This is a genomic window from Flavobacterium sp. 1355 (assembly GCF_017833415.1).
Classification (GTDB): Bacteria; Bacteroidota; Bacteroidia; order Flavobacteriales; family Flavobacteriaceae; genus Flavobacterium.
The window spans coordinates 15,531-30,386 of record NZ_JAFICC010000012.1; the positions used below are offsets into that span (position 1 = coordinate 15,531).

At 33.4% G+C, this 14,856-nt stretch carries 16 protein-coding genes and 3 tRNA genes; 13 read left to right on the forward strand and 6 right to left on the reverse strand.

Annotated elements, in window-relative coordinates:
• Positions 1 to 63 precede the first annotated feature (63 nt).
• From JOD96_RS15890 to tgt, 3 genes are all read right to left on the reverse strand, one after another.
• Positions 64 to 951, reverse strand: a complete 888-nt coding sequence (locus tag JOD96_RS15890) for a DMT family transporter (RefSeq protein WP_209565216.1) — start codon at positions 949 to 951, stop codon at positions 64 to 66.
• A complete protein-coding gene (locus JOD96_RS15895; protein ID WP_209565217.1) occupies positions 938 to 2,026 on the reverse strand; it encodes an LptF/LptG family permease in 1,089 nt (362 codons plus the stop codon). Before JOD96_RS15895 ends, JOD96_RS15890 begins: the two co-directional genes overlap by 14 nt.
• 85 nt (positions 2,027 to 2,111) lie before the next feature.
• Positions 2,112 to 3,242, reverse strand: coding sequence for a tRNA guanosine(34) transglycosylase Tgt (gene tgt / locus JOD96_RS15900; RefSeq protein ID WP_209565218.1), 1,131 nt, complete (start codon positions 3,240 to 3,242; stop codon positions 2,112 to 2,114).
• Between the two features lie 415 nt (positions 3,243 to 3,657).
• On the opposite strand from tgt, the gene JOD96_RS15905 reads away from it, so the two are divergent.
• The 3 genes from JOD96_RS15905 to JOD96_RS15915 all read left to right on the forward strand — a co-directional run bounded on the left by JOD96_RS15905 (position 3,658) and on the right by JOD96_RS15915 (position 6,083).
• Complete coding sequence (locus JOD96_RS15905; RefSeq protein WP_209565219.1) at positions 3,658 to 3,966, forward strand: hypothetical protein; 309 nt, start codon at positions 3,658 to 3,660, stop codon at positions 3,964 to 3,966.
• Between the two features lie 234 nt (positions 3,967 to 4,200).
• Positions 4,201 to 5,052, forward strand: coding sequence for a transketolase (locus tag JOD96_RS15910; protein ID WP_209565220.1), 852 nt, complete (start codon positions 4,201 to 4,203; stop codon positions 5,050 to 5,052).
• Positions 5,053 to 5,129: 77 nt separating this feature from the next.
• On the forward strand, positions 5,130 to 6,083 hold the full coding sequence (locus JOD96_RS15915) for a transketolase family protein (protein WP_209565221.1): 954 nt from the start codon (positions 5,130 to 5,132) through the stop codon (positions 6,081 to 6,083).
• Between the two features lie 59 nt (positions 6,084 to 6,142).
• Here the strand turns inward: JOD96_RS15915 and JOD96_RS15920 are convergent, their stop codons facing one another.
• Complete coding sequence (locus JOD96_RS15920) at positions 6,143 to 7,279, reverse strand: FKBP-type peptidyl-prolyl cis-trans isomerase (protein WP_209565222.1); 1,137 nt, start codon at positions 7,277 to 7,279, stop codon at positions 6,143 to 6,145.
• 79 nt (positions 7,280 to 7,358) lie between these two features.
• On the opposite strand from JOD96_RS15920, the gene JOD96_RS15925 reads away from it, so the two are divergent.
• Complete coding sequence (locus JOD96_RS15925) at positions 7,359 to 7,748, forward strand: RNA-binding S4 domain-containing protein (protein ID WP_209565223.1); 390 nt, start codon at positions 7,359 to 7,361, stop codon at positions 7,746 to 7,748.
• Between the two features lie 128 nt (positions 7,749 to 7,876).
• Complete coding sequence (locus JOD96_RS15930) at positions 7,877 to 8,377, forward strand: phosphoribosyltransferase domain-containing protein (RefSeq protein ID WP_209565224.1); 501 nt, start codon at positions 7,877 to 7,879, stop codon at positions 8,375 to 8,377.
• Here JOD96_RS15930 and JOD96_RS15935 read toward each other — a convergent pair.
• Positions 8,374 to 8,892, reverse strand: coding sequence for a shikimate kinase (locus tag JOD96_RS15935; protein WP_209565225.1), 519 nt, complete (start codon positions 8,890 to 8,892; stop codon positions 8,374 to 8,376). The two genes, JOD96_RS15930 and JOD96_RS15935, sit on opposite strands and share 4 nt — an antisense overlap.
• Positions 8,893 to 9,018: 126 nt before the next feature.
• Between JOD96_RS15935 and JOD96_RS15940 the strand changes: the two genes are divergently transcribed.
• The 3 genes from JOD96_RS15940 (at position 9,019) to JOD96_RS15950 (ending at position 9,327) form a co-directional block, all read left to right on the forward strand.
• Positions 9,019 to 9,091, forward strand: a tRNA-Lys gene (locus JOD96_RS15940).
• Positions 9,092 to 9,131: 40 nt separating this feature from the next.
• Positions 9,132 to 9,204, forward strand: a tRNA-Lys gene (locus JOD96_RS15945).
• Positions 9,205 to 9,244: 40 nt separating this feature from the next.
• Positions 9,245 to 9,327: transfer RNA gene (locus tag JOD96_RS15950), tRNA-Leu, on the forward strand.
• 109 nt (positions 9,328 to 9,436) lie between these two features.
• On the opposite strand, the gene JOD96_RS15955 is transcribed toward JOD96_RS15950, so the two are convergent.
• The gene (locus JOD96_RS15955; RefSeq protein WP_209565226.1) at positions 9,437 to 9,628 is read right to left on the reverse strand and encodes a hypothetical protein; all 192 of its coding nucleotides are present in this window, start codon (positions 9,626 to 9,628) and stop codon (positions 9,437 to 9,439) included.
• 260 nt (positions 9,629 to 9,888) lie between these two features.
• Between JOD96_RS15955 and JOD96_RS15960 the strand changes: the two genes are divergently transcribed.
• From JOD96_RS15960 to JOD96_RS15980, 5 genes are all read left to right on the forward strand, one after another.
• Positions 9,889 to 10,389 (forward strand): tetratricopeptide repeat protein, encoded by a 501-nt coding sequence (locus JOD96_RS15960; protein ID WP_245188427.1) that lies wholly within the window; start codon positions 9,889 to 9,891, stop codon positions 10,387 to 10,389.
• Positions 10,390 to 10,518: 129 nt separating this feature from the next.
• The gene (locus tag JOD96_RS15965; RefSeq protein WP_209565227.1) at positions 10,519 to 11,478 is read left to right on the forward strand and encodes an ion channel; all 960 of its coding nucleotides are present in this window, start codon (positions 10,519 to 10,521) and stop codon (positions 11,476 to 11,478) included.
• Between the two features lie 75 nt (positions 11,479 to 11,553).
• On the forward strand, positions 11,554 to 12,453 hold the full coding sequence (locus tag JOD96_RS15970) for a MerR family transcriptional regulator (protein ID WP_209565228.1): 900 nt from the start codon (positions 11,554 to 11,556) through the stop codon (positions 12,451 to 12,453).
• Between the two features lie 36 nt (positions 12,454 to 12,489).
• Entirely contained in the window at positions 12,490 to 13,977 is a 1,488-nt protein-coding gene (locus JOD96_RS15975) for a phytoene desaturase family protein (RefSeq protein WP_209565229.1), read from the forward strand.
• Positions 13,961 to 14,800, forward strand: coding sequence for a phytoene/squalene synthase family protein (locus JOD96_RS15980; RefSeq protein WP_209565230.1), 840 nt, complete (start codon positions 13,961 to 13,963; stop codon positions 14,798 to 14,800). Before JOD96_RS15975 ends, JOD96_RS15980 begins: the two co-directional genes overlap by 17 nt.
• Positions 14,801 to 14,856: the final 56 nt, after the last annotated feature.

The window sequence follows — 14,856 nt, forward strand, 5'->3', positions numbered from 1 at the left end:
TATCATTGGCGAAGTTAATTGTTATTTAAAGTATAAAAATGCAATTTAAAAATAAGGAAAATATTACACTTTCTTCTTGTTTTGATAATGCTTGAAAACACCATTTAAAATAACTGTAATTACAATTATTACAGCTCCTATATAAAATTCTGTACTCATTTTTTCTTTTCCGCCAAGAATAAAATAAGCCAGAACAATTCCATAAACAGGCTCCAGATTAGTCGTTAACATAACCGTGTAAGGAGTCAGTCTCTGCATTACTTTTACAGAAGCAGTAAAAGCATATGCCGTACAAACTGAAGCTAAAACCAACAGTAAAACCCAATTATTGAGAGACATAGAAAAGAAATCAGCATTAAATTTTCCCTGAAATAAAAAATAAACAGAAATAAAGAAAACCCCGGCGGCGAACTCATAAAAAGTAATGACCGACGGCTCGTGATCTGCAATTAATTTTCCATTCATAAGTGTAAACAAAACTCCAAGTATAATAGAAGCTAATGCAAAATATACACCATTCAAATATTTAATTTCTACATTTAAAATTAATGCTAAACCACCGATTATTATAAGCCCGAAAAAAACTTCATACCATAATATTTTTCGCCCGTAAAATATAGGTTCAAGTAAAGACGCAAAAAATGCACCAAGCGAAAAGATGGAAAGCGTAATAGAAACATTAGAAATATGAATCGCCTTGAAAAAGAAAATCCAATGTAAGGCAATTAGCAAACCCACAAAAATAAGTTTAAAAAATTCTTTTACAGGAACCTTAAAAGACTGCTTCTTAAAAACAATAAAACCTCCCAGAAAAATTCCGGCCAGAAGCATTCTGTACCATACCAGGTTTTCGGCATCAATAGTGATTAAGGCGCCTAAGATTGCTGTAAACCCCCAGATGAAAACAATTAAATGAAGGTTTAAATAACTTTTTAAATTATCGTTTCGCATTTCGTAATAAGTAAACTGCCAGTATTCCAAAAACTATATTAGGAAACCAAACTGCCAGTAAAGGTGAGAAAGTAGATTTTTCGGCAAGTGTACCAAATATTTTATCAAAAAACACAAAAGAAAAAGCAATTGCAATTCCAATCGCCAGATTTGTTCCCATACCGCCACGACGCTTCATAGAAGAAACCGCAACAGCAATAATTGTAAGGATAAAAGCAGAAACAGGAACACTATACTTTTTATAAAGTACGACCAAATAAGTATTAATATTCCCAGATCCGCGTTTTCTTTCTTTCTCAATAAATTTATAAAGCTTTGGCAAACTTAATGTCTCAGCGATATAGACCACAGGAGTTAAGTCTTCCAATTCAAATTTAAAAGCAGTATTTTTTTCCGGAGCCTTTTCAATTACATCATTCAGTTCACCAACAGTTCTCTTAGTGTAGTCATACATAGTGTAGACTTTTTTCTTCGGGTCCCATTTAATACGGCTAGCCGTAATTTTATACTTCAATTTATCTTTTTCAAAATGTTCTAACGAAAAATTAAAAGCTGTTTTAGATTCCTCATTAAAACTGTTAACAAAGATAAAATCATGGTCATTAATCTGTCTGTAGACATTTGTATTTTCACCACGCATCAATTGCTTTCCATTTCCTTTCAGATAGGTGTACCTAAAATTGTTAAACCCTTCACTTGCTGCCGGAACAATAAAAAATCCCATTAATAATACAAAAACAGAAACTATAGAAGCACCAATAATATAAGGCCTTAAAAATCGCGTAAAGGAAATTCCCGAACTTAAAATCGCAATAATTTCAGTATTATTTGCCAATTTTGATGTAAACCAGATTACGGATAAAAATAAAAATATCGGAAACAATGAGTTCGCAAAATAAACCGTAAAATTGTAATAATAAATAGCGATTTGAGTAAACGGAATCTTGTTTTCAAGCATTTTGTTTACCTTCTCTGATACGTCAATTACAATTCCGATTGGAATAAATAACAAGATCATTACCGAGAAAGTCGCCAAATATCTTTTTAAAATATATTTATCTATTATCGTTAACATAGATTTTTGCTTTTTTTGTTTCAGGTTTCAAGTTTCAGGTTCTATGCGAACTTGAAACTTGAAACCAAAAAAACTTGAAACTCTTTTATAGTCTTTGGCTCATATTTTTAACCATCATTTCTTTCCATGGTCTGAAATCTCCTGCTAAGATATGTTTTCTTGCTTCACGAACCAACCACATATAAAAACCAAGGTTATGAATTGTAGCAATTTGTTTTCCTAAATATTCGTTGGCTGCAAATAAGTGACGCAAATAAGCTTTTGAATATTCTGTATCTACAAAAGTATGCCCCATTTCATCGATTGGAGAAAAATCAGCCTCCCATTTTTTATTTTTAATATTGATTGTTCCGTTTGACGTAAACAGCATTCCATTTCTGGCATTACGTGTTGGCATTACACAATCAAACATATCAATTCCTAAAGCAATATTTTCCAAAATATTAATCGGAGTTCCAACACCCATTAGATAACGGGGCTTATCCTCAGGCAGAATTTCACAAACCACTTCCGTCATTGCATACATTTCTTCAGCAGGCTCCCCTACTGACAATCCGCCAATTGCATTTCCTTGTTGGCCTGAGTTTGCAATATATTCTGCAGACTGGCGACGAAGATCTTTATAAGTACTTCCCTGAACAATCGGAAAAAATGTCTGTTCGTATCCGTATTTATAAGGAACTTTCTCCAAATGATTAATACAACGGTCCAGCCAGCGATGTGTCATATGCATTGAGCGTTGTGCGTATCTGTAATCGCAAGGATAAGGCGTACATTCATCAAAAGCCATGATAATATCAGCTCCAATTGTACGTTGAATTTCCATTACATTTTCAGGTGTAAAAAAGTGATAAGAACCATCAATATGCGATTTAAACTTCACTCCTTCTTCTTTAATTTTTCGATTGCTCGAAAGCGAATACACCTGATACCCGCCAGAATCCGTCAAAATATTACGATCCCAGTTCATAAATTTATGCAGTCCACCGGCCTTTTCAAGGATTTCTGTCTGCGGACGTAAATATAAATGGTAGGTATTTCCCAGAATGATATCCGGATTAATATCTTCTTTCAGCTCTCTTTGATGAACACCTTTTACTGATGCAACGGTACCAACAGGCATAAAAATAGGCGTTTCAATTACGCCGTGATCTGTAGTAATACTTCCCGCTCTTGCTTTCGACTGCGGATCTTTTTGTAATAAATCAAACTTCATCTGTTTCTTTTTTCTCCCGATTGTTCGGGACGGCAAAGATAAGCTAATTTAAGGGAAATTTAATTAATTAGGTAATTTGTCAATTAGAAAATTAGATAATACCTAAACAGTCCTAAAAGCGAACCTGTAACTTGAAACATGAAACAAAAACTTCTAACTTTTAACTTCTCACTTTCTTTTGGGCGTTCCCTACGGTCGGGCTATCCGCTGCAAGTCCTCGCACTTCCTTCGTCAGGCTGTGGGCTTTTCACTTCTATCCCTAACGCAAAGATGCGACGGCACTTCGATAAAATATAAATAGACTAATGTAAAAGTTACAATAACGACAGTAATAAAGTATAACATAACAACAATACTAATTTGCTAATTTTAGACTATATAATTAGGTAATAATATCAATTAAAATATAGAAATCATGATAAATTCAGAAAATAAAAACACGACCACTGAAGAGCGAATTGAAAGAAATCTTGATAATTTGGATTATCCTGCAAACGAAGACATTTATAATCAGGAAGAAAAACTGGAGGATATAGATCCTGAAGGAATTTCAGGCGAAAGAATAGTCATTAACAACGACAATTATGATAATGAATGGAAACAAAACAGCGACAAACTAGGAAATGATTTAGACATTCCAGGCGCTGAACTTGATGATGAGCTGGAAGATATTGGTTCCGAAGATGAAGAAAATAATTTTTACAGCGACGCAGATACAGAATAACCCTTTTTTGCCACAAATTTCATTTTTGCCCTGGATTAAGATTAATAAAGATTTAAATCAAATTAATTTTAATCCAGGGCAACTTTCATTAAGTACTTATTAGGTTTATTTTTTTTTCTACATCAATAAAAAAAGAAGCATAATTTAACAATTACAGCAAACTAAAGCAAAAAATCATTTGCCTTACCGCAAAATAAAATTTACTTTTGCTTCAGTTTAACTTTTACAAATAAAATGAAGCCTAACACACAACAATTAAGCGATTTAACTATCCAAGTAAGAAGAGATATTCTTCGTATGGTACATGCTGTCAACTCAGGTCACCCAGGTGGATCACTAGGTTGTACTGAATTTTTGGTAACATTATACCAAAATATAATGGACCGTAAAGAAGGTTTTGATATGGACGGAATCGGAGAAGATATTTTTTTCCTTTCAAATGGTCATATTTCTCCAGTTTTTTATAGCGTACTAGCACGTAGCGGATATTTCCCAATTTCAGAATTGGCAACTTTCAGATTATTAAATTCTCGTTTACAGGGACATCCTACAACTCACGAAGGTTTACCTGGTGTTCGTATAGCTTCTGGTTCATTAGGACAAGGTTTATCGGTTGCCCTTGGTGCTGCTCAGGCTAAAAAATTAAATGGAGACAAACATTTAGTTTTTACATTACACGGAGATGGTGAATTACAAGAAGGTCAAAACTGGGAAGCTATCATGTATGCTTCTGCAAAAAAAGTGGACAATATCATCGCAACAGTTGATGTTAATGGAAAACAAATTGACGGAACAACTGACGAAGTTTTGGCAATGGGAAGCCTGCGTGCAAAATTTGAAGCTTTTGACTGGGATGTTATAGAAATTGCCCAAGGAAATAATATCGATGCTATAATTGCAGGTCTGACTGACGCTAAATCGAGAACAGGAAAAGGAAAACCGGTTTGTATTTTATTACATACTGAAATGGGTAATGGTGTTGACTTTATGATGCATACACACGCTTGGCACGGAAAAGCGCCAAACAATGATCAGTTAACAGCTGCGTTGGCTCAAAATTATTCTGCAGATCAAATCGATTATTAAAAAGCGTTCAGTCTCAGTGAAAGTTTCACTTTAGAAACTTAACCACTTAGAAACTTAGCATCTCATAAAAGACAAAAATGAAAAAATATACAAATACAGGAAGTAAAGATACTCGTTCAGGTTTTGGAGCGGGAATGACTGAACTAGGTCAAAAAAATGAAAATGTTGTTGCATTATGTGCAGATTTAATTGGATCATTAAAATTTGATGATTTTAAAAAAAATCATCCGGAACGCTTTTTTCAAATCGGAATCGCAGAAGCTAATATGATCGGTATTGCTGCAGGTTTAACAATTGGAGGAAAAATTCCTTTTACAGGAACTTTCGCTAACTTTTCTACAGGAAGAGTTTACGATCAAATTCGTCAATCTGTTGCTTACTCTGATAAAAACGTAAAAATCTGTGCTTCTCATGCTGGTTTAACACTTGGAGAAGACGGAGCAACACACCAGATCTTAGAAGATATTGGTTTAATGAAAATGTTACCAGGAATGACTGTAATCAATACTTGTGATTACAATCAGACTAAAGCTGCTACTTTAGCATTAGCTGATCACCATGGCCCTGCTTATCTACGTTTCGGACGTCCGGTTGTGCCTAACTTCACTCCAGCAGACGAACCATTCGTAATCGGAAAAGCAATTTTATTAAACGAAGGAACTGACGTAACTATTGTTGCAACAGGACATTTAGTCTGGGAAGCTCTTATTGCTGCCGAAGCACTTGAAGCAAAAGGAATCTCTGCCGAGGTAATCAACATTCACACTATTAAACCACTTGACGAAGAAGCAATTCTTAAATCATTGGCAAAAACAAAATGTGTTGTAACTGCAGAAGAGCATAACATTCTTGGAGGTCTTGGAGAAAGTGTTTCAAGAGTATTAGCTTTAAACACTCCGGCTCCACAAGAGTTTGTAGCTGTAAACGATAGCTTTGGTGAATCTGGAACTCCAGAGCAATTAATGGACAAATACAAACTAAACAATCAGGCAATTGTTGAAGCTGTAGAAAGAGTAATCAAAAGAAAATAATTTCATTTTTCTTACTTATAAAAAAACCTCGAAATTGAATTTCGAGGTTTTTTCTTTTATTAATAACCAGTACCGGAATGAATAGTTTTATCAAGATGTAATCTTAATCTGGAAGGATCTTCATAATCCTCTTTCGTTCCAGTTTTTGGATTTGTTGCAGATTCCGGCTTTGTAGGATCAACAAGTGGTCCTGTAAATTTCCTAGGGATACCACGCGTTTCTGTTTCGTCAACATTTGGAGTTTTTGGATTATCTGCAATTGGGTCAAACGGATAATATTTACTTATTCCATAATTAATTCCGTTTACAATACCTACCTCTCCTGCTGGTTTTGTAATTTCATAAAAAGTTGTATATCCATCACCATCATCATCAACATCTATAAAATCTGCTATTTTATCTCCATCTGTATCATCAAACAGGTTAGTCGGCGGGTTTGGATATTTTTCAGTATTTCTAAAATCATACAGGTAGCCGTCTTTATTTAGGTCTTCTTCAAAATCATAAACACCGTCAAAATCATGATCTAATCTTTGAAGATCATATAATTTAAAACTAAATACCAATGGAGAGTAAGCTGGAATATCATCTTGTGCAGTACCATAATATCCTAGTCCTGATGGTAAAAACATTACTCCTGCACCATAATTATCATATGTGATTACACCACTATTACTTGTTGTAGAAGTTCCAGTCTTAAATTGAGGGAAAATTTCTGACCATCCTTCGATTACTGATGTAGCTAAATAAGGCTCTAAATTAAAAGTCCTTGCCACTCCATAAGATGTATCAAAATATTCAGTTGCATTTAATAAATTACCTGTATAAGAAGCAGAAATTTTATCATAATTACAAGGTGATTGTCCTGTTCCTTTTCTCAAAGTAAGATAATATACTTTATAATTTACATCATCACTATACACATCTCTGGATTGTAAAGGATAATCAGTTTGATCCCATATAGATATTTGTGTTCCTCCTGCAGGGATTTTAGCAATTGTAATATCAAAATTAGCAGTGACTTCTTTAATATAATTTGTTTTTAAATATTTGACAATCGAATCATTATCTGCTTTATACTGCTCTTTATAATCTCTTAGAGGAACTACCACAACATCATCATCGTCATCCTTATTACAAGAAACTATAGCAATACCTGCCAATAATAAAATAAAATAATATTTAAATTTGTTCATTATTCTTAATTTTTTAGGTGCGCAAGATACAATATTGATTTATTTTTGTAAAGATTTTAACTTCTATTTTAGAAAAATTATGAGAATAGATAAATACTTATGGTGCGTGCGTTATTATAAAACCAGAAACATGGTTACTGAGGCCTGCAAAAAGAACCATATTACCGTAAATGGGCAGGTTGCCAAACCATCAAAAGAGGTTTTTCCAACTGACAAAATTACCTTTAGAAAAGATCAGATTACGCAAATTATAACCGTTTTGGATATTCCCGAAAGTCGCGTTGGAGCAAAACTTGTCGATATTTATCGAAAAAACGAAACACCCGCAGAAGCTTATGCACATTTAGAACTATTAAAGTTATCTAAAGAACACTACCGTAAAAGCGGAACGGGAAGACCAACTAAAAAAGACCGAAGAGATATTGACGAGTACGGAAATGATATAATTGATGAAGATGAGACGGAATAAAATTCAAAAATTTCAAAAATTAAATTCCAAATTCCAAAAAGCTAAAATAAACCTCAACATTGGAATTTGGAATTTTTATATATTGGAATTTCAAAACCTAAATTTGTACTTTAGCAAAAAATAAAATCATGAACAAAAATATCATCTTAACGAATCAGGAAATCGAACACAAAATAAAACGTATCGCATACCAAATTTACGAGACTTTTGTTGATGAAGAAGAAGTTGTGATTGCTGGTATTGCTACAAACGGTTCTGTTTTTGCTCAAAAAATCGCAGCTGCCCTAGAAAACATTTCAACACTTAAAGTATCTATATGCGAAGTCAGGGTTGACAAGCAAAATCCTCAATTACCTGTACAAACTTCTTTAACAAAAGAAGAATATTCAAATAAGGGATTAGTGCTTGTTGATGATGTATTAAACTCCGGTACCACATTAATATATGCAGTACGTCATTTCTTAGACGTTCCGCTTAAGAAATTCAAAACCGCAGTACTTGTAGACCGAAATCATAAAAAATACCCTGTAAAGGCCGATTTTAAAGGAATATCGCTTTCAACATCATTATTAGAGCATGTTCAGGTGATATTTGATGAAAATGGCGACAACTATGCTTTCTTAAGTTAGGCCAAAATTGCCAAAATATCCTGAACCGTATCTTCAACAGTTTTGTCATCAACCGAAACTTTGTACTTGGCGTTGTTATAATAAAAACTTCTGTCAAACAAATGTTTTGCAATAAACTCTTTCATTTCCTCTTCATTCATATTAGCAATAAGAGGCCGCTTGCTTTTATTATTAACCAGTCTGTTAAATAACGTTTCTATTGAAGCTTTTAAATAAATCGAAGTAACATCTTCTTTTTGCAATAATTCATGATTATTTGCATAACAAGGTGTTCCTCCACCCAAACCAATTATATTATTTTCTGGAGACTGAAGTAATTCTACAAAAATTTCGTGTTCTAATTTTCGAAAATAAACTTCTCCGTGTTGCTCAAAAATTTCATTTATCGACAAATTTGCTTTTTTTTCGATGCATTTATCCAAATCAAGAAACGGAATATTTGTAATTTTTGACAAATTTTGGGCGATTGTTGACTTTCCGCAACCCATATAACCTAATAAGACAATTTTTTTCATTTTAATAAAACCTTATAAACTAAGACGTTGAGAACTTTTCTCAAAAAAAGACAAATTTATAATAAAAATGCTTGGAAACTTCGAAAATAACTCCTTATATTTGCACCCGCATTCAAGAAATTAAATGACTCGATAGCTCAGTCGGTAGAGCACATCACTTTTAATGATGGGGTCCTGGGTTCGAGCCCCAGTCGGGTCACAAATTTTGTGATAAACAAATTAAATTTCTTGATAGCAATGACTCGATAGCTCAGTCGGTAGAGCACATCACTTTTAATGATGGGGTCCTGGGTTCGAGCCCCAGTCGGGTCACAAAGGTCGAGTAATTTATTACTTGACCTTTTTTATTTTAGGCCATGTGGAGAAACGGTAGACTCGCCATCTTGAGGGGGTGGTGCTCGCAAGGGCGTGAGGGTTCAAATCCCTCCATGGTCACTATAAAAATAAAAAGCCTGCAAAATTTAAATTTTGCAGGCTTTTTATTTAAATTTTTTCAATTCCTCACAGACTTTTTTTCCAATAAAAAATCATAAAAATCTCAATTTTATTTTTCAGATTGTTTTTTAGAATTTTTAACCAGATAGTAAACAGAGAACACAAAAACAACTAAATAAACAATCGCCAGTGCTGGCTTCTCAAACTTTAAATTTTCAAAGTCAAATTGCTTATACAATGTTATACCTAAAATGATAGCTATAACCCAAAAAACAAATAATAGTGGTTTTTTACTTTCCATAGTTCTAATGTTTTATAGGTGAATCAATATTATTACAATTTCAAAAGGCAAAATATCGTTCGGGGCATACAACGAATATATGAAATTATTATACTAAAAGTTTATTTGCCTTAGAATTTCAATCCATAGAATACTTTGGGGCTTCACCATTTTTTTTAAAAATCTTCTAACCAAAATTTCATAAAAGAATTTCTCTCACAAATAAATCTTTCATAAATTCGTCTGGAAATTAATTAACCCTACTAATCCCAAATTAGTTTATGAAAAACCTACTACTAGTATCATTTTTAATGATTACCTGCCTTACATGGGCACAATCTGCAACAGCTTATTTTGACAAAGCGATGAAAAAGGCTGAAGCCGGAAATACAAAAGGTGCCATTCTTGATTACACAAAAGCGATTAAAATGAATTCTCATTTTGTAGAAGCGTATCAAAACAGAGGCGTAGCAAAATACAAACTCAACGATCTACAAGGAGCTCTTGCTGATTTTACTAAAGCAATCGAATTAGACACAATGAATTCAGATGCATTTACAGGAAGAGCAAATGTTAACTACAAATTAATGAATTACGATGCCGCCATCGAAGATTGCTCCTATTGTCTTATGATGAATCCCAAAGATTACATAGCCCTAAACTTAAGAGGCCTTTGCTACAACAAAATAGGAGACAAAAAGAAATCCTGCAAAGACTTCACACAAGCTATAGAATTAGGAAGCCAAAGCGCTATAAAAAACAGGGCAACTTTCTGTAAATAAAAAGCATACTCAAAATTAAAAGTAAGCAATCTGCAAAATCTAGATCTTGCAGATTGCTTTTTTCGTTAATGACAATACAAAATCCTATATCAAAGATATTGCTACATTTGCTCTTTAAAACATATTTTAATGGTACTTCTTAAAAATCTAAATAATAAAGCAAAAACAGATGAAAATTCAGGCTTTGGAACAAATGCAAACAGCTATGGTGGACGTTTTGTAAACAAGAACGGGACTGCCAATATTGAAAAAAGAGGAATGAATTTGTTGCAGCGCATTAGCTGGTATCATACTATGATCGAAATGCCAAACTGGAAATTCATGCTCATTTTATTTTCTTTTTATATCATAATCAACTTCATTTTTGCCATTATTTATTATGCTATCGGAATTGAACATCTTGATGGAATAAATGCGTCAGGCAGCTTTTTGACACAATTTGGACAGGCATATTTCTTTAGTGCACAAACTTTTACCACTGTAGGTTATGGACATATTAGCCCGACAGGTTTTCTAACAAGTGCTCTTTCTGCTGCAGAAGCATTAATTGGACTATTATCTTTTGCCATTGCAACAGGTTTATTTTTTGGAAGATTTAGCAAACCAACCGCTTTCCTGAAATTTTCGCATAATGCTTTGATTTCGCCTTACAAGGGAAACAAAGGATTGATGATACGTCTCGTACCTTTTAAAAACACCAATTTTACAGATGCAACAGCAAAAATAACACTCGGAATGAATGTTGAAGAAGAAGGCCGGCAAACTATAAAATTCTATAATTTAGAATTAGAGTTAAGCAGGATAAATGCCCTCACACTTAGCTGGACATTAGTACATCCCATCACAGAAAATAGTCCGTTATATAATTTTACCGAAGAGGACTTTAAAAAAATACATGGTGAAATTTTAGTTTTCATTACCACTTTTGACGATATGTTTAGCAACACTGTCGTTGCCAGGACATCTTATACTTTTAGCGAGATAATTTATGGCGCAAAATTCCGTGCCATGTACAACAGAAGTAAAGATAATACTAAAACTATCTTACATCTGGATAAATTAAATCAGTATGATACTACAAACTTTTAATATTCAATCATTTTGATACGGTTTTAGATTTAATGTGATATTTTGTTCTATTTTTGTTTACCAAATTTTAGAAGAATGATAAACAATATCAAGACTGTTTTCAGCATTAAAGACTTAGAAAACTTATCTGGAATAAAAGCACATACCATACGTATCTGGGAAAAGAGATACAACGTTCTTGAACCGATGAGAACAGATACCAACATCAGACTTTATAATTTACAAAACCTTCAGAAACTTTTAAACATAACCCTATTACACGAATACGGCTATAAAATTTCTAAAATTGCTACTTTTCCGGATGAAAAGATTCCTGAACTAGTGCGGGAAATTATTTCTAAAAAGAATGCACAGAATTACGCTATAACTTCATTCAAAATGGCGATGATGAATTTTGACCAGGAAATATTCTTTAACACCTTTGACTGGCTGATTTCAGAAAAAACATTCAAGGAAGTTTTTAGGGAACATTTTCTTCCACTCCTGAAGGAATTGGGACTATTATGGCAATCGGAAACCATAACTCCTGCAAATGAACATTTTATGAGTCATTTGATAAAACAGAAAATTTTAATTTATACCGAAAGCCTTCAAATTCAGAAACCAACAAAAACCGATAAAATATTTGTTCTCTCATTGCCATTAAACGAAATTCATCAAATCGGATTACTATATCTTCAATATGAGATTTTATCCAAAGGATACAAAACTATCTATCTTGGAGAAAGTATGCCGATAGAAAACCTTCATGATCTAACTAAACATTTTGAAAATATCGTTTTTGTTTCCTTTATGACTGTACAACCGGATCGTGGAGTGATCAACCAATATGTAAAATCAATGGGCCAGAAATTACTTCTAAAGAATAATGAAATCTGGCTAATGGGCAAAATGGTAGAATATATTGAACTTAAAAACTTACCCGAACGAATACATATTTTTAGTTCCATGGATGAAACTATAGAAAGAATATAAAATTTTGTTTAAAGTTTTTGTATATTTGTTAAACAAATGACAAAAACTATCATCATAATAGGTTCCGGCTTTTCTGCATTAGCCGCTTCATGTTACCTTGCCCAACAAGGAAACGATGTGACTATTTATGAAAAAAACGAAACAATTGGCGGCAGAGCCAGACAATTTAAAAAAGACGGTTTTACCTTCGACATGGGGCCAAGCTGGTATTGGATGCCTGATGTCTTTGAGCGCTTTTTTTCTGATTTCAATAAAAAAGCTGCTGACTATTATGAACTGATTAAGCTAAATCCTGCCTATCGGGTTTATTTTGGAATTGATGATTTCATAAACATCTGCGACAATTTAGAAGAAATAACAACTACTTTTGAAAGTATAGAAACCGGAAGCGGCAAACAACTCAGGGCTTTTATAAAACAAGCAAAAAGCAATTACGACATTGCTATAAAAGATTTGGTTTACCGTCCTGGCGTTTCTCCTTTAGAATTAGTTACGCCTCAAAGCATATTAAAACTAAATCAGTTTTTCAGTACCGTAAGCCGTGATATCAGAAAGAATTTTAAAAACGAAAGATTAATTCAGATTCTCGAGTTTCCCGTTTTATTTCTTGGAGCAAAACCTTCCAAAACGCCTTCATTTTATAATTTCATGAATTATGCCGATTTTGGTTTAGGAACCTGGCATCCAAAGACCGGAATGTTTGATGTTGTACGTGGAATAGAAAAACTGGCGACCGAACTTGGAGTAACCATAAAAACCAATGCATCAATAGAAAAAATAGTTGTAGAAAATAAAACTGCAACCGGAGTTATTATAAACGGGCAATTTGTTGCTGCTGATATTGTGTTAAGCGGCGCCGACTATCAGCATACAGAAACATTACTGGATATAAAATATCGTGCTTACTCTGAAAAATATTGGGAAAGCCGTGTTTTTGCACCTTCTTCACTTTTGTTTTTTGTAGGTTTTAATAAAAAAATAGCGAACATAACCCATCATGCCTTATTTTTTGATGTTGATTTTAACCAGCATGCCAAAGATATTTATGATGATCCCAAATGGCCTGATGAACCATTATTTTATGCCAATTTTCCATCTAAGACAGATCCTACCGCAGCGCCAGACGGAATGGAAAGTGCTTTTTTTCTTATCCCACTGGCACCGGGAATCGAAGATAATGAAACACTTAGAGAAGATTATTTTGAAAAAATAATCACTCGTTTTGAGGAACTTACACAACAAAAGATTAAAAATAATATTATATTTAAGAAGTCCTTTTGTAAAAATGATTTTGTTGCAGATTATAATGCATACAAGGGAAATGCATACGGAATGGCAAATACGTTACTGCAGACTGCTTTTTTAAGGCCAAAACTAAAAAGCCCAAAAGTTCGTAATTTATATTTTACAGGACAATTAACTGTTCCCGGACCGGGTGTTCCTCCTGCCTTAATTTCAGGAAAATTGACCGCTGAGTTAATTCACAAATCAATTAGATCGCAAAAAAATGAAATCACTATTTGACACCGTTTCTTTTAAATGTAGCAAGTTGGTTACCAAGAACTACAGCACTTCTTTTTCGCTTGCCGTACATATGCTGGCACCAAGTATTCGTGAAGCCATTTACAGCATTTATGGTTTTGTACGTTTTGCTGACGAAATTGTTGATTCGTTTCATGATTATGATAAAGAACAGCTTATCAACGATTTCGAAAAAGAATATTACAAAGCAATAGAAATGGGAATCAGCCTTAACCCTATTCTCAATTCTTTTCAGCATACAGTAAAGCAATACAATATTACAGATGATCTTATTCAGGCATTTCTCAAAAGCATGAAACTCGATCTTATAAAATCAAATTACAATACACAAACCGAGTACGAAGATTACATTTACGGTTCTGCAGATGTTGTTGGCCTGATGTGTCTTAAAGTTTTTGTTTCGGGGAAAGAAAAAAAATACGATCAGCTAAAAAGTGAAGCCATGCGACTAGGGTCAGCTTTTCAGAAAGTAAATTTTCTTAGGGATTTAAAAGATGACAATCTTGTTCTTAACCGAAATTATTTTCCGGGAATCAACTTAAATTCTTTTGATGAAAATGCCAAAAACACGATTATTGCCGAAATCGAAGAAGACTTCAGAATTGCCTATCAAGGAATTATAAAACTTCCTATTGAAGCTAAATTTGGCGTATATACTGCTTTTGTATACTACAAAAAACTATTAAAAAAGCTAAAAAATACGCCATATCACCAAATTGGAAGTTCCAGAATCAGAGTTTCCAACTATACTAAAGCAGGACTTTTAGCACAATCTTTTGTAACATACAAACTCAAGCTTGTCTGATATTAAGTTACTCTTTCGTTAAAGTTATTTTTATAATTATTTAATTGACAACTTTA